The sequence below is a fragment of the Mycobacterium neumannii genome, assembly GCF_002245615.1.
GTDB classification, from domain to species: Bacteria; Actinomycetota; Actinomycetes; order Mycobacteriales; family Mycobacteriaceae; genus Mycobacterium; species Mycobacterium neumannii_A.
In genome coordinates this window covers 43,230-58,248 of record NZ_NKCO01000007.1, presented here as the reverse complement: position 1 = coordinate 58,248, position 15,019 = coordinate 43,230, and the positions used below count along the sequence as shown (strand labels likewise).

Below are 15,019 nucleotides of genomic sequence, written 5' to 3'. Positions count from 1 at the left end.
ACAAATCAACGGTACCTCGTCTCGACGCTATTCCCGAGTTTGTCCCCAGGCCTCCTCCCCTGGCAGTACCGCTCCTCGCGACGGAAGTAACCTGGCAGGCGTGAAGCTGCTGGGCCGCAAGAAAGACGACAAGCCGACCGCCGACGCGTCGAGCGCCGATGTGTCGGAGAACACCTCCGCCGACGCGCAGGAAACCGCCCGGCCTGGCACCACCCCACCGAAGGGCAGGCCGACCCCCAAGCGCGACCAGGCGGCCCGCAAGCGCGGCCCGGTGGCACCCGCCCCGATGACGGCCGCCGAAGCGCGTCGCCGCCGCAAAGAGATGCGCAACACGATGAGCCGTGAGGAACGCCGCGAGGAGAAGGCGGCGCGCCGCGAGCAGATGACCGAGCGCCGCGAGAAGATGATGGCCGGCGAAGAGGCCTACCTGCTCCCCCGGGACAAGGGACCGGTACGCCGCTATGTCCGCGACGTGGTGGACGCCCGGCGCAATGTGCTCGGGCTGTTCATGCCGTCGGCCCTTGGCCTGATCTTCGTGATGCTCGCGGTGCCCTCGGTCGAGGTGCAGCGCCTGCTCTCCCCCGCGATGCTCGTGCTGGTGCTGATCATGGTGATCGACGGCTTCATCCTCGGCCGTCGGGTCAACCGGCTGGTCGACGAGAAGTTCCCGGACAACACCGAAGGTGGCTGGAAGCTCGGTTTCTACGCGGCCAGCCGCGCCTCGCAGTTGCGTCGCATGCGCGCACCGCGCCCGCAGGTGAACCGCGGCGACAAGGTCACCTGAGCCCGGTGCGCACCCTGGTGCTCGGCGGCATCCGATCGGGTAAGTCGCAGTGGGCTGAAACCGCGCTCGCCGCCGAGGCGACCGACGCGCAACCGGTGTGCTACCTGGCCACCGGGCCTTCGACCGTTGACGATCCCGAGTGGGCGGCCCGGGTGGCGGCCCACCGCTCGCGCCGTCAGGGCCGGTGGTCCACTGTCGAAACCACAGACGTCGCAACGCGATTACGTGCGCACCCCGCCGCAACACTGGTCGACGACATCGGTACATGGCTGACCGCGGCGATGGACCGCTCGGGCGCGTGGACCGGCGGCTCGGTCGCCGCGGACGTCGATGACCTGCTCGACGCGGTCGACGGCTTCCCCGCTCCGCTGGCGGTGGTGAGCCCCGAGGTGGGGCTGACCGTCGTGCCGGCGACGGCGGCCGGTCGCCGTTTCGCCGACGAGCTGGGATCGCTCAACCAACGGCTCGCGACGGTCTGCGATCGGGTCGTACTCGTCATCGCCGGGCAGCCACTGGCCGTGAAGGACCCGGTGTGACGGGCTTCCCGGCGGTCAAGCCACCCGATGCCGAGGTCGCCGCCGCCGCCCGTGCGCGCCAGGGCCAACTGGCCAAACCTGCAGGCTCCCTGGGCAGGCTCGAAGACCTCGCGGTCTGGATCGCGTCATGTCAGGGGGTGTGCCCGCCGCGGCCGCTCGAGCGGCCCCGAGTGGTGGTGTTCGCCGGTGACCACGGCGTCGCCTCGGCGGGAGTTTCGGCCTACCCGGCGGATGTCACCGCGCAGATGGTCGCCACCTTCGACGCCGGCGGCGCGGCGATCAACGTGCTGGCCGAGGCCGCCGGCGCGACCGTGCGGGTCGTCGACATCGCGGTCGACACCGAAGAACCGCACTCGCCGTCGATCGGTGCGCACAAGGTACGCCGGGGCAGCGGCGACATCACGGTCGAGGACGCGTTGAGCGCCGACGAGGTCACCGCCGCGCTCGAGGCCGGCCGCCGCGTCGTCGACGACGAGGTCGATTCGGGTGCCGACCTGCTTATCGCGGGCGATATGGGCATCGGAAACACCACCCCGGCAACGACTTTGATCGCGGCGCTCACCGACACCGAGCCGGTCGTACTGGTCGGGCGAGGCACCGGGGTCGACGACGCGGGCTGGGCACGCAAGGCCGCCGCCGTCCGTGACGCGCTGTATCGGTGCCGCAACAGCCTCACCGATCCCGTTGCGCTGCTGCGTATCTGCGCCGGCGCCGATCTCGCCGCGATCGCCGGCTTCTGTGCGCAGGCGGCCGTGCGGCGGACGCCGGTGCTGCTCGACGGCCTGGTGGTGACGGCGGCGGCCCTGCTGGCCGAACGCCTGGCACCCGGCGCCCGCCACTGGTGGCAGGCCGGGCATCTGTCCACCGAACCCGCCCACGAGGTGGCGCTGAACCGGCTCGGACTCGAGCCGATCGTCGACATGCGCATGCGTCTCGGCGAGGGCACCGGGGCCGCGGTAGCACTGCCGGTCGTGCGCGCGGCGGTGGCCACGCTGACGTCGATGGCGACGTTCGACGAAGCCGGCATCACGCGCGTGACCCAGGAGAACTAACCGGTGATCCGTTCGCTTGCAGGGGCTTTCGCGTTCGGCACCGTCGTACCGGTACGGAGTTCGACCGCGATCGGTCGCGGTGTGTTGACGGCGTTGCCTGTGGCCGGCGCGGCGGTCGGCGGGCTGGCGGCGGCCACGGTGTGGGCGGCGTCGTGGGCGTTCGGGCCTGGAGCCCTGGCCGGGGCGCTGGCGGTGGCCGTCGTCGTCGCCGCGACGCGTGCCCTGCACATCGACGGTCTCGCCGACACCGCCGACGGTTTGGGCTGCTACGGCCCGCCGCAGCGTGCCCTCGAGGTGATGCGGGACGGCTCGGCGGGCCCGTTCGGCGTGGCCGCGGTGGTCTTGGTCATCCTGTCGCAGGCCTTCACGTTCGGCGGCCTGACCGCGATCGGGCTGGTGGTGGCGGTCATGGCGGGGCGGGTGGCGGCGGTGCTGGCGTGCCGTCGAGGCGTGCCCGCCGCGGCGGGAAGTGCGCTGGGCGCTCGCGTCGCGGGCACGCAATCGGCGTTGGTGGTCGCCGCGTGGGCGGTCGTGGTCGCCGGGTTGGCCGCGCTCGCGGCTCCCCGGCTCTGGCAGGGGCCACTGGCCGTCGTCGTCGGACTCGCGTGCGGCGCGGTGCTCGTGGCGCACTGCGTGCGGCGCTTCGGCGGCATCACCGGCGACGTACTCGGCGCCGCGATCGAGGTGACGACCGTGATCACGGCGTTGGGGCTCGCGATCCGCTGAAGCCGCCGGAGCGCCCCGGCTCAGCCGAGCCGGGCCATCCAGCCGTGCGTATCGGCGAACGTGCCGCGTTGGATCCCGGTCAACGTGTCGCGCAGCGCCATCGTGATCTCCCCCGGCCCGCCGTCGGCGATGGTGAACTCGCCCTCGGCGTGCTTGACGGTGCCGACGGGGGTGATCACCGCGGCGGTCCCGCACGCGAACACCTCGGTGATCTCACCCGCGGCCGCCTTCTTCTGCCACTCGTCGACGTCGATCTTGCGTTCCTCGACCGCGAAGCCAGCGTCGGATGCCAACTGCAGCAACGAATCCCGCGTCACACCGGGCAGGATCGAGCCGCTCAGCTCGGGGGTGACCAGCCGTGCCGACCCGCCGCTGCCGAAGACGAAGAACAGGTTCATCCCGCCCATCTCCTCGACGTAGCGGCGTTCGGCGGCGTCCAACCACACCACCTGGTCGCAGTCGTTGTCCGCGGCCTGGGCCTGGGCGAGCAGCGAAGCGGCGTAGTTGCCGCCGAATTTGGCGGCGCCGGTACCGCCCGGGCAGGCCCGCACGTATTCGGTGGAAAGCCACACGGAGACCGGTTTGATGCCGCCCGTGAAGTAGGCACCCGCAGGAGAGGCGATGACCATGTAGCGGTATTCGGTCGCCGGCCGCACACCGAGTCCGGGCTCGGTGGCGAATACGAAGGGCCGCAAATACAGCGACTCTTCACCACCGGCGGGTGGGACCCATTGCTCGTCGACGGCAATGAGTTGGCGCAGCGACTCGATGAAGACGTCGTCGGGCAGTTCGGGAATGGCGAGCCGCCGCGCCGACGTGCGCAGCCTGCGCGCGTTCGCCTCGGGGCGGAACGACACGACCGAGCCATCCGCCCAGCGGTAGGCCTTGAGCCCTTCGAAGATCTCCTGCGCGTAGTGCAGCACGATCGCCGACGGGTCGAGTTCGATCGGGCCGTAGGGGATCACGCGCGCGTTGTGCCAGCCTTCACCCTCGGTCCCGTCCTTCTTCCAGTCGATCGAGACCATGTGATCGGTGTGGTAGCGGCCGAATCCTGGATCGGCCAGGATCGACGCCCGTACCTCGTCGCTCGCCCGGTTCGCATTGCGCTCAACCGTGAACTCGAGGGGGCCGTCAGTCATGCGCCGATTGTATATCCGGGCGCTACCGGGTTTTTGCCGCGACGAACGGGGGCTTGACCACCTCGCACTCGACCGCGCGGCCGCGGACGTCGACCGCGACGCGGGCTCCGTCGGCGATATCGGCCGCGGTGTCGAGCAACGCCAGCCCGATGCCGACTTTCAATGTGGGAGAGAAGGTTCCCGATGTCGTCACCCCGACGGGCCGATCCCCGTCGAGCACGGTGAGATCGGCGCGCAACACTCCCCGGCCGACGGCCTTCACACCGCGCAGCAGCCGGGGCGGGCCGGCCTCCTTCTCGGCGAGCAGCGCGTCGCGCCCCCAGAACGCGTCCTTGCGCCAGCCGATGGCCCACCCGCAGCGGGCCTGCAGCGGCGAGAAGTCCGGCGACAGTTCGTGGCCGTGCAGCGGATAACCCATCTCGGTGCGCAGGGTGTCGCGGGCCCCCAGCCCCGCGAGCTCGCCACCGGCGGCGGTGACGGCCTCGAGCAGTGCGTCGAAGACCACGCCCGCGCTGTCCCACGGCGGCAGCAGCTCGTAACCGTGTTCGCCGGTGTAGCCGGTACGGCAGACCCGCAGGGGTACGCCGGCGAACTCGGCGTCGGCGTAGCCCATGTAGTCCATGTCGGTGGGCAACCCCAGCGCGCCGACCGTCTCGGCCGATTTCGGTCCCTGAACCGCAAGCACCGCGTACGACCGGTGTTCGTCGGTGATGGTGAGGCCTGCAGGCGCCCGCTCGCGCAGCGCTTCGACGACCGCGGCGGTGTTGGCGGCGTTGGGCACCAGGAAGATCTCCTCGTCGGAGACGTAGTAGGCGATCAGGTCGTCGATCACCCCGCCGGAGTCGTTGCAGCACAACGTGTATTGCGCCTTGCCGGGGCCGATCCGGCGCAGGTCGTTGGTGAATGCGGAGTTGATGTAATCGGCGGCGCCCGGACCGCGCACCAACGCCTTTCCCAGATGGCTGACGTCGAACAGCCCGACGGAGGTACGCGTCGAGTTGTGCTCGCTGACCGTTCCCGCGTACGAGACGGGCATCAGCCAGCCGCCGAACTCGGCGAAGTTCGCTCCGAGTTCGCGGTGGCGGTCTTCCAGCGGGCCCTTGGACACGTCGTTCATCTCACCGTGCGTCACGCCGATCCACCCTAATGGGGCCGCGAAGTTGGCACACTTGTGCAGGTGGTCGACCTCGACGCGCTGCAAGCCGCCGGGATCGCCGACGCTCATGCGCGGGCCGGGCTGATCGCCTACCTCGACTCGCTGGGCTTTTCCGCCGAGGAGATGGTCGAGGCCGAACGCCGCGGCCGGCTCTTCGGTCTGGCCGGCGACGTCCTGCAGTGGTCGGGGCCCCCCACCTACACCCTGCGGGCGGCCGCCGAACAACTCGGCGTCGACCTCGCCGACCTCGCCCACGCCTGGCAGGCGCTCGGTCTGCGCGTCGCCGGCCCCGACGTGCCCGCGCTGAGCCGCGCCGACGTCGACGCGCTGGCGTCGTGGCGGACGATCAGCGCGGTGACCGGCTCGGACGCCGCGCTCAACTTACTCCGGATCATCGGTGCGACGATGGCGCGCCTCGCCGAGGCCAGCGGAACGATGATCCGGCTGGCGCAGCCCGATCTGTTGATGACGCACACCCACGACGAGCTGACCACCGCACGCGCCTACCGTTCGGTCGCCGCGCTGGTGCCCGGAATCTCGGCGCTGATGGATGCGGTGTGGCGCCACCACATCACCAGCGCCAGGGCTTACTTCGAGGACGTCATTCACGACGCGTCGGCGATGGTGACCTGCGGCGTCGGGTTCGCCGACCTGTCGGGGTTCACGGTGCTGACCCAGCGGCTGAGCCCGACGGAGCTGTCGGATCTGCTGGTCGAGTTCAGTGGCGCGGTCAGCGATGTGGTGCACGGCGACGGCGGCCGGGTGGTCAAGTTCATCGGCGACGAGGTGATGTGGGTGAACTCCAGCCCGGAGCAGCTGGTCAAGGCCGCGACCGACCTGGTCGAGTATCCAGGGGCGCGCGAGAGCGGCCTGGGGGTTCGTGCCGGCCTGGGGTATGGGCTGGTGCTCTCGATCGGAGGCGACTACTTCGGCACCCCCGTCAACCTGGCAGCCCGACTGGTCAGCGCGGCGGCGCCCGGCCAGATACTTGCCGCGCGTGATGTGCGCGGTGCGCTGCCCGATCACCCTGCGGCCCAGCTGGAACCCTTGACGCTCAAGGGGTTCGAGGGTCCGGTCACGGCCTACGACCTTCACGCGGGCTCCTGAAGCTAGGGTTGGGTTTCGTGAGCCCTGCAACCCCCGGATATCAGACCCCGACCGTCACCGTCAGCACCTCGCTGCCCAAACGCAAAGCCGATGGCTCGGTGCTGGTCGTCCCCGTGGTGAACGGGGACGACGACTCAGCGGTGAAGGTGGTGCCCAGCCCGCCCCTCAACGCCGCGGCGGTCGCCGAGATCGAGTCCGCGCTGGCGGCGCTGAACGCCAAGGGCGGCTGCGAGCAGGTCACGCGTGTCGTCGCACCGTCGCTTCCGGTGGGCAGCGTGCTGGCCGTCGGGCTCGGTAAGCGACGGGACGGGTATCCGGCCGATGTCATCCGCCGCGCGGCCGGGGTGGCGGCGCGGTCGCTCAACGGCACCGAGTCGGTGCTGACCACGCTGTCGGGCGTGGACCTCGCGGCGGCGGTCGAGGGCCTGATTCTGGGCGCATACCGGTTCAGCGACTTCCGCAGCGACAAAACCGCACCCAAAGACGCCGGCCTGCGCGAGATCACCGCGCTGACCTCGGACAGCAAGTCGGCCACCAAGGAGGCCGCACAACGTGCGGCGGACATCGCGACCGCGGTGGCCACTGCCCGCGATTTCGTCAACACTCCGCCCAGCCACCTGTTTCCCGACGAGTTCGCCCGGCGCGCAAAAGCTTTGGGCGAAGCAGCCGGGCTTGCGGTCGAGGTTTTCGACGAGAAGGCGTTGGAGAAGGCCGGTTACGGCGGCATCATCGGCGTCGGCAAGGGTTCGTCGCGGCCACCGCGGCTGGTGCGGCTGACCCACAAGGGCGCCCGCCGTAAGGGGAAGCGCGTCGCGTTGGTCGGCAAGGGCATCACGTTCGACACCGGCGGCATCTCGATCAAGCCCGCGGCGAACATGCACCACATGACCTCCGACATGGGCGGTGCGGCGGCCGTCATCGCCACGGTGGTGCTGGCGGCCAAGCAGAAGCTGCCGATCGACGTGATCGCCACGGTTCCGATGGCCGAGAACATGCCGTCGGCGACCGCGCAGCGGCCCGGTGACGTGTTGACGCAGTACGGCGGCATCACGGTCGAGGTGCTCAACACCGACGCCGAAGGCAGGCTGATCCTGGCCGACGCGATCGTGCGCGCGGGTGAGGACAAGCCGGACTATCTGATCGAGACCTCGACGCTGACCGGCGCCCAGACCGTCGCCCTCGGCGCCCGGACGCCGGGCGTCATGGGCAGCGACGAGTTCCGCGACCGGGTGGCCGGTATTTCGCAGTCGGTCGGCGAGAACGCCTGGGCGATGCCATTGCCCGAGGAACTCAAGGACGATTTGAAGTCGACGGTCGCCGACCTCGCCAACGTCAGCGGTTCGCGCTATGCCGGCATGCTCGTGGCGGGTACCTACCTGCGCGAGTTCGTGCCAGAGGGCGTGCAGTGGGCCCACATCGACATCGCGGGCCCGGCGTACAACACCGGAGGGCCGTGGGGCTACACGGGTAAGGGCGGCACGGGTGTGCCGACGCGGACGATGTTCGCGGTCCTGGAGGACATAGCCGCGAGCGGCTGATCAGACGGAGGCCGCGAGCGGCTGATCAGGAAGTAGCCGCGAGCGGCTGATCAGACGGAGGCCGCGAGCGGCTAATCAAGCAAAAGCCGCGAGCGGCTGATCCTCTCCGTGAGACCGACGAAATGGCGGCTTTTACGCGCAAAAACCCGCCATAACGTCGGTCTCGGCGCTTCGTCTCGCTCGGCGCTGATCGGTCTCGGTGCTGCTAGACGACCTTGCCGCGCGCGGCGCTGCGCATCACCTGCGGAAGCAGATGTGCGACGCCGTAGACGATGTGGGCCTCCGGGGCCACAGGGCGGATGGGCTTGTTCTTCTTGACCGCCGACACGATCGCGTTGGCGACCTTATCCGGACCGTACCGCCGCCGGGAGAACGCCTTCTCGAGCTGCGCGCGACGGGCTTCGGCCTGCTCGCGCTTGGCGGCCGGTATGTCGAACCGGGTGGTGTGCACGATGTTGGTGTCGATGACGCCGGGACACACCGTGGTCAGCCCGACACCCGCCTGGTCCAGTTCGGCGCGCAGGCAGTCGCCGAACATGAAGACCGCGGCCTTACTCGTGGCATAGGCGTTCATCGACTGCTGCGGTGAGTACGCGGCCATCGAGGAGATGTTGACGACGTGCCCGCCAAGCCCGCGGTCAACCATCCTGCGCCCAAAGGCCCTGCAGCAGTTGACGACTCCGCCGAAGTTGATGGCCAGCACGCGGTCGTACTCCTCGCGCGGGGTATCGAAGAACATGCCAGCGTGCCCGACGCCTGCGTTGTTGACCACGACGTCGGGCACCCCGTGTTCTGCGCACACCTTTTCGGCGAACCGCTCGACGGACTCTGCGTCCGACACGTCCACGGTGTAGGCGTGCGCGATTCCGCCGCGCGCGGCGACGTGGGCCGCGGTCTCCTTCGCGGTGCCCTCGTCGATATCGCTGACCACGATTTCAGCGCCCCCGCGGGCGAATGCCAGCGCCGTCGCACGGCCGATGCCGCTACCCGCACCTGTGACGGAAACCAGTGTGTGGCTGAAGTGTTCGCGTGGCGTGCCGACCTGCGCGCGCAGGAGTTCACGCGCGGGTGGCTTGCCGGCGAGAAAATCGACGAGCTGTCCGACCGACAGGGCGATGGCTCGCGGATGCGACATCGGCGACCAGTGCCCGGCGGCGAGGTCGCGCCGCCACAGCCGAGCCACCCATTTCTTCGTGTCGTCGTAGACGTGCGGCCGCACGAACGGATCTTTGGTGTTGACGATGAGCTGCACCGGGACGTCGACGTAGTGATCGCGACGTCCGGGCTTCATCGACCGCAGGTAGTTGGCGCCGTAGACCTTGACGCTCTTCGCGGCGTCGGCCTTGTAGGTCGCGGAATGGTGCAGCTGCTCACGCGGGATGCCGTCGCGCACCAACAGGATCTGGCGCACCAGGTTCGCGACGAAGCCACGCACCGCCAGCGGTGCGGTCACCGGGATCGAGAAGAAGCCCATGTAGGCGAAGGACAGGAACTGACTCAGGGCGCGAACGAATCGGCGCGGATGCCACGGGCGCAACAGGCTGCTGGTGACGAAGGCGTTGAGATGGTCGATGCTGGGACCGGAGATCGAGGTGAACGACGCGACCCGGTCGCCGGCACCGGGTCGGGCCAGGAACTCCCACATCGCCGCCGAGCCCCAGTCGTGGGCGAGTACGTGCACCGGCTCGCCCGGGCTCACCGCGGCGACGACCGCGTCGAAGTCATCCGCGTACGCAGACATGCGGTAGGCCGAAACCCGTTTGGGCCCAGTCGAGTTCCCGACACCGCGATTGTCATACCGCACGATGCGGAACCGGTCGGACAGCAAAGGCACAACGCCGTCCCACAGCACGTGCGAGTCGGGCCACCCGTGCACGAAGACCAGGGTCGGCCCCTGCGGATCGCCTTCTTCGTAGACGGCGATTCGCACGTCGCCGGTGCTGTCGACGAACCGCGTAGCGATGTCCCCCATCGCACCTCCCGTGACTTGGCGGAACCGCCGGTACCGTATCAGTGCCTTCTGTCCCTCACGCAAGCGTTCGTCAGCGCTCGTCGAGTTCCCGTCGAGCAGCGCGCCGACGCTCGATGCGGCGCTTCTCGTCGTAGTCCCGCATCCGCTGCGGGTAGCCGACTTTCTGCACGTCGTACACCGGGATCTTCAGTCGGTCGGATAGCCGCCGCGCGCCGGCGTCTCCCCCGGCGCGTCGCCGCGTCCATTCCCCGTCGGCGGCAACCAGCACCACGGTGACGTCGGTGACGGTGGTCTTCGGTTCGACGAACGCTTCGACGCCGGTGTGCGTGGCGACCCACTGCCGGAGATAGTTCAGATCGGCGGCGGGGTCGGCACCCGAACCCCTGCCTTTACGCTTCCCGCGCCCAAACCTGTCGAGGACTCCCACTCGCGTCCGCGCTCCCTCCGGTCATCTCTTTTCGATAGTGCCAGAACAGTGGGTCGGACGGTCTGCGGCGAACTGCGCGTCCGGACGTGACAGGATGGGTATGCAGACAATCACCCAGCACGACTGACGACCGTTCAAGGGAGCGAGGTAGTCAATCACATGGCCATCACCGTTGAGATGCCCGCACTCGGTGAGAGCGTTACCGAGGGGACTGTCACCCGATGGCTCAAGCAAGAGGGTGACACGGTCGAACAAGATGAGCCATTGCTCGAAGTTTCCACCGACAAGGTCGACACCGAGATCCCCGCGCCCGCTTCCGGTGTGCTGAAGAAGATAATCGCCCAAGAGGACGACACCGTGGAGGTGGGCGGCGAGTTGGCGGTCATCGGTGATGCCGACGACGACGGCGACTCCGGAGGCTCCGACGACTCCGAGGAAGCGTCGGAGGAGGACCAGGGGTCCGGCGACGACGAGCAGCCCGCCGAGGAGGAGAAGCCCGCCGAGGAACCGGCCGCGCAGCCCGAGCCCGCAGCCGAGGAGACCGAAGAAGAGCCCGAGTCCGACGACGAGGACAAGGAAAAGCCCGCCGCGAAGTCGTCGGGTAAGTCTTCGGGTAAGTCGACTCCGGTGCTGATGCCCGAACTCGGCGAGTCGGTGACCGAAGGCACCGTGACCCGCTGGCTGAAGAAGGTCGGCGACAGCGTGGAGGTCGACGAACCGCTGCTCGAGGTGTCGACGGACAAGGTCGACACCGAGATTCCCTCGCCCGTGGCGGGCACCTTGATCTCGATCACCGCCGAAGAGGACGACACCGTCGAGGTGGGCGGCGAGCTGGCCAAGATCGGTGATGCCGACGCAGAAGCCGAGCCCGAGCCCGAGCCGGAACCCGAACCGGAGCCTGAGCCTGAGCCTGAGCCGGAACCAGAGCCTGAGCCCGAACCCAAGGAAGAGAAGAAGCCGGAGCCGAAGGAAGAGAAGAAGCCGGAACCGGCGCAGGAGTCCAAGCCGGAACGGAAGCCAGAACCAGAGCCAGAACCCAAATCCGAGCCCAAGTCCGAACCGCAGCCGGCGAGCGAGTCCGGGCCCTACGTCACTCCGTTGGTGCGAAAGTTGGCCGCGGAGAACAACGTTGACCTCGCCAGCGTGAAGGGCACCGGGGTCGGCGGCCGCATCCGCAAGCAGGACGTCCTCGCGGCCGCGGAGGCCGGCAAGGAACCGGCGGCGTCGACCGAACAGGCGGCCGAGGCCCCGGGCAGGTCGCCCGCAGCGAAGGCGCCCGCGAATACCGACGCGTCGGCGGCGTCGCTCGCACACCTGCGCGGCACCACCCAGAAGGCCACCCGGATCCGGCAGCTGACCGCGAAGAAGACGCGCGAATCCCTGCAGGCGACAGCGCAATTGACGCAGACCCACGAGGTCGACATGACCCGGATCGTGTCGCTGCGGGCGCGGGCGAAGGCGGGGTTCGCCGAACGCGAGGGCGTCAACCTGACGTACCTGCCGTTCATCGCCGTCGCCGTGATCGACGCGCTCAAGGCGCATCCCAATGTCAACGCCAGCTACAACGAGGAAACCAAGGAGATCACCTACTACGACGCCGAGCATCTCGGTATCGCGGTCGACACGGAGCAGGGTCTGCTCTCGCCGGTGATCAAGAACGCCGGTGACCTGTCGCTGGCCGGGCTGGCCCGCGCGATCTCCGACATCGCCGCGCGCGCCAGGTCAAGTGACCTCAAGCCCGACGAGCTGTCCGGCGGGACGTTCACCATCACCAACATCGGCAGCCAGGGCGCGCTGTTCGACACGCCGATCCTGGTGCCGCCGCAGGCGGCGATGCTGGGAACCGGCGCGATCGTCAAGCGGCCGCGGGTAATCGCCGACGAGTTCGGCAACGAGTCGATCGGTGTGCGTTCGGTGTGCTACCTGCCGCTGACATACGACCACCGGCTGATCGACGGTGCCGATGCGGGGCGCTTCCTGACCACCATCAAGCGTCGCCTAGAAGAGGGCGCGTTCGAGGCCGATCTGGGTCTCTAGAACGCCTCGAGAGAATCTCGTGTCCGAACCCGTCATCGCGATCGCGGGATCGTCCGGTCTGATCGGCACGGCTCTGGTCTACGCGTTGCGCGCCACCAACCACCGTGTGCTGCGCATCGTCCGGCGCGCACCGTCGAACGCCGACGAGGTGTTCTGGAATCCCGACACCGGCGAATTCGACCCGGCGATGCTGGCCGGGGTGGACGCCGTGGTCAACATGTGCGGGGTCAACGTCGGCGAGAAGCGATGGTCGGGCGCCTTCAAGCAGAGCCTGCGGGACAGCCGCATCGGCCCGACCGAGGTGCTGGCCACCGCGGTCGCCGAGGCCGGGGTTCCGGTGCTGGTCAACGCCAGCGCGGTCGGCTATTACGGCGACACCGGTTCCCAGATCACCGACGAGACGGCCCCGGCAGGTGACGGGTTCCTCGCCCACCTGTGCGTGGACTGGGAGGCCGCCACCTGGCCAGCTCGTCAGGACGGCGCCCGGGTGGTGTTCGTGCGCTCGGGGCTGGTGCTGGCACAAGCCGGAGGCATACTCGGCAGGCTCAAGCCGCTGTTCTCCGTGGGACTGGGCGCTCGGCTGGGCAACGGCCGCCAGTACATGCCGTGGATCAGCCTCGAGGACGAGATCCGCGCGCTGCTGTTCGCGATATCGCACGACGAGCTGTCGGGTCCGGTGAACCTCACCGGCCCGGCGCCTGTCACCAACGCCGAGTTCACCACGGCGTTGGGCCGCGCCGTCAACCGCCCGACACCGCTGATGGTGCCGGGGTTCGCGTTGCGCGCCGCGATGGGCGAGTTCGCCGACGAAGGTCTGCTCGGCGGTCAACGCGCCATCCCCGCCGCGCTCGAGCGGGCCGGATTCGTTTTCCACCACAACACCATTGGTGAAGCATTGGCGTTCGCCACCGCGCGCCCGGAGTAGCGTCGAGGGCATGACGCATTCGATCCGGTCGGCGACGGTGCCGGTCGAGGTGCGCCGACTCGGTTCGGTCGACTACGAGAACGCCTGGCAGCTGCAACGAGCGATCGCCGACCAGCGCGTGGCGGGCGGCCCGGACACCCTGCTGCTGCTCGAGCACCCACCGGTGTACACCGCCGGGCGACGCACGCTCGCCGAGGAGCGGCCGAACCCCGGGGCCGACGGCACTCCCGTCATCGACACCGACCGCGGCGGAAAGATCACCTGGCACGGCCCGGGCCAACTCGTCGGCTATCCGATCATCGGCCTTGCCGAACCGCTCGACGTCGTCAACTTCGTGCGACGGCTCGAGGAGTCGCTGATCAAGGTCTGCACCGACCTCGGTGTGCGGACCGGCCGGGTGGAGGGCCGCTCCGGAGTGTGGGTCGCTGCCGATGAGAACGGCCCGGCCCGCAAGATCGGCGCCATCGGCATCCGGGTGTCGCGGGCGACCACCCTGCACGGATTCGCGCTCAACTGCGACTGTGACCTGACGGCGTTCAACGCGATCGTGCCGTGCGGCATCGCCGACGCCGGGGTGACTTCGCTGTCAGCCGAACTGGGGCGCCGCGTCGCGGTCTCCGACGTCATCGACCGGGTGGCCGACGCCGTGTGCGATGCGCTCGACGGTCGGCTAGAGGTAGCGTTGACGTAGTGACTGTCGTTCCTGAAGGTCGGAAACTGCTGCGTCTCGAGGTCCGCAACGCCGAGACGCCGATCGAGCGCAAGCCGCCGTGGATCAAGACCCGCGCCAAGATGGGCCCGGAGTACCAGGAACTCAAGGCGCTGGTGAAGCGCGAGGGTCTGCACACGGTCTGCGAAGAAGCCGGCTGCCCCAACATCTTCGAATGCTGGGAGGACCGCGAGGCCACGTTCCTGATCGGCGGTGAGCAGTGCACCCGTCGCTGCGATTTCTGCCAGATCGACACCGGCAAGCCCGCCGAACTCGACCGCGACGAGCCCCGCCGCGTCGCGGAGAGCGTGCAGGCGATGGGATTGCGCTACTCGACCGTGACCGGGGTGGCCCGCGACGACCTGTCCGACGGTGGGGCGTGGCTGTACGCCGAGACGGTGCGCGCAATCAAGACGCTCAACCCCAATACCGGTGTCGAGTTGCTGATCCCCGACTTCAACGGTGAGCCGGACCTGCTGCAGCAGGTGTTCGAGTCCCGTCCAGAAGTGTTGGCGCACAACGTCGAAACGGTCCCGCGGATCTTCAAGCGCATCCGGCCCGCGTTTCGCTACGAGCGCAGCCTCGACGTGCTGACCGCGGCGCGCGACTTCGGGCTGGTGACGAAGTCGAACCTGATCCTCGGGATGGGCGAGACGCCCGAGGAGGTGCGGGCCGCGCTGACCGATCTGTACGACGCGGGCTGCCACATCGTCACGATCACCCAGTACCTGCGGCCGTCGGTGCGTCACCACCCGGTGGAGCGTTGGGTGCACCCCGACGAGTTCGTCGAGCATGAGCAGTTCGCGCAGCGCCTCGGCTTCGCCGGTGTGTTGGCCGGACCCCTGGTGCGCTCGTCGTACCGTGCGGGTCGGTTGTACGCCCAGGCCAAATCGGCGTCCGTATCCTGAAGC

Annotated in this window: 14 protein-coding genes; 10 read left to right on the top strand and 4 right to left on the bottom strand. The window is 69.0% G+C overall.

Going from position 1 to position 15,019, the window contains the following annotated elements; translation table 11 throughout:
* Positions 1 to 160: 160 nt before the first annotated feature.
* From CEX88_RS10640 to CEX88_RS10625, 4 genes are read left to right on the top strand one after another with little or no spacing between them, the layout of a single operon-like run.
* Entirely contained in the window at positions 161 to 784 is a 624-nt protein-coding gene (locus CEX88_RS10640) for a DUF3043 domain-containing protein (protein WP_420799211.1), read from the top strand.
* A 5-nt stretch (positions 785 to 789) separates the two neighbouring features.
* On the top strand, positions 790 to 1,320 hold the full coding sequence (locus tag CEX88_RS10635) for a bifunctional adenosylcobinamide kinase/adenosylcobinamide-phosphate guanylyltransferase (RefSeq protein WP_094293464.1): 531 nt from the start codon (positions 790 to 792) through the stop codon (positions 1,318 to 1,320).
* The gene (gene cobT, locus CEX88_RS10630) at positions 1,317 to 2,372 is read left to right on the top strand and encodes a nicotinate-nucleotide--dimethylbenzimidazole phosphoribosyltransferase (RefSeq protein ID WP_094293463.1); all 1,056 of its coding nucleotides are present in this window, start codon (positions 1,317 to 1,319) and stop codon (positions 2,370 to 2,372) included. The genes CEX88_RS10635 and cobT overlap by 4 nt, the downstream gene beginning before the upstream one ends.
* Before the next feature lie 3 nt (positions 2,373 to 2,375).
* Entirely contained in the window at positions 2,376 to 3,098 is a 723-nt protein-coding gene (locus CEX88_RS10625; protein ID WP_094293462.1) for an adenosylcobinamide-GDP ribazoletransferase, read from the top strand.
* A gap of 20 nt (positions 3,099 to 3,118) precedes the next feature.
* Here CEX88_RS10625 and CEX88_RS10620 read toward each other — a convergent pair whose 3' ends face one another.
* Both CEX88_RS10620 and gcvT read right to left on the bottom strand, forming a co-directional pair.
* The gene (locus tag CEX88_RS10620; protein WP_064394031.1) at positions 3,119 to 4,237 is read right to left on the bottom strand and encodes a branched-chain amino acid aminotransferase; all 1,119 of its coding nucleotides are present in this window, start codon (positions 4,235 to 4,237) and stop codon (positions 3,119 to 3,121) included.
* Between the two features lie 22 nt (positions 4,238 to 4,259).
* Positions 4,260 to 5,354: a glycine cleavage system aminomethyltransferase GcvT gene (gcvT, locus tag CEX88_RS10615; RefSeq protein ID WP_094293572.1), complete on the bottom strand. Its 1,095-nt coding sequence runs from the start codon at positions 5,352 to 5,354 to the stop codon at positions 4,260 to 4,262.
* A gap of 60 nt (positions 5,355 to 5,414) precedes the next feature.
* Here gcvT and CEX88_RS10610 point away from each other — a divergent pair, with 60 nt between their 5' ends.
* A complete protein-coding gene (locus CEX88_RS10610; RefSeq protein ID WP_094293461.1) occupies positions 5,415 to 6,500 on the top strand; it encodes an adenylate/guanylate cyclase domain-containing protein in 1,086 nt (361 codons plus the stop codon).
* Between the two features lie 17 nt (positions 6,501 to 6,517).
* Positions 6,518 to 8,038, top strand: a complete 1,521-nt coding sequence (locus CEX88_RS10605) for a leucyl aminopeptidase (protein ID WP_094293571.1) — start codon at positions 6,518 to 6,520, stop codon at positions 8,036 to 8,038.
* 205 nt (positions 8,039 to 8,243) lie between these two features.
* On the opposite strand, the gene CEX88_RS10600 is transcribed toward CEX88_RS10605, so the two are convergent.
* Both CEX88_RS10600 and CEX88_RS10595 read right to left on the bottom strand, forming a co-directional pair.
* Positions 8,244 to 10,010 carry an SDR family oxidoreductase gene (locus CEX88_RS10600; RefSeq protein ID WP_094293460.1) on the bottom strand — a complete coding sequence of 589 codons (1,767 nt, stop codon included), beginning with the start codon at positions 10,008 to 10,010 and terminating at the stop codon, positions 8,244 to 8,246.
* A 70-nt stretch (positions 10,011 to 10,080) separates the two neighbouring features.
* Positions 10,081 to 10,437: an oxidoreductase gene (locus tag CEX88_RS10595; RefSeq protein ID WP_094293459.1), complete on the bottom strand. Its 357-nt coding sequence runs from the start codon at positions 10,435 to 10,437 to the stop codon at positions 10,081 to 10,083.
* 159 nt (positions 10,438 to 10,596) lie between these two features.
* Here CEX88_RS10595 and sucB point away from each other — a divergent pair, with 159 nt between their 5' ends.
* The 4 genes from sucB to lipA are packed head-to-tail and all read left to right on the top strand — an operon-like array spanning position 10,597 to position 15,016.
* A complete protein-coding gene (gene sucB / locus CEX88_RS10590; RefSeq protein ID WP_094293458.1) occupies positions 10,597 to 12,474 on the top strand; it encodes a 2-oxoglutarate dehydrogenase, E2 component, dihydrolipoamide succinyltransferase in 1,878 nt (625 codons plus the stop codon).
* Positions 12,475 to 12,493: 19 nt separating this feature from the next.
* The gene (locus CEX88_RS10585; RefSeq protein ID WP_066842811.1) at positions 12,494 to 13,399 is read left to right on the top strand and encodes a TIGR01777 family oxidoreductase; all 906 of its coding nucleotides are present in this window, start codon (positions 12,494 to 12,496) and stop codon (positions 13,397 to 13,399) included.
* Between the two features lie 10 nt (positions 13,400 to 13,409).
* Entirely contained in the window at positions 13,410 to 14,090 is a 681-nt protein-coding gene (gene lipB / locus CEX88_RS10580) for a lipoyl(octanoyl) transferase LipB (RefSeq protein WP_066842812.1), read from the top strand.
* Positions 14,090 to 15,016, top strand: a complete 927-nt coding sequence (gene lipA / locus CEX88_RS10575) for a lipoyl synthase (RefSeq protein WP_094293457.1) — start codon at positions 14,090 to 14,092, stop codon at positions 15,014 to 15,016. The genes lipB and lipA overlap by 1 nt, the downstream gene beginning before the upstream one ends.
* Positions 15,017 to 15,019 lie beyond the last annotated feature (3 nt).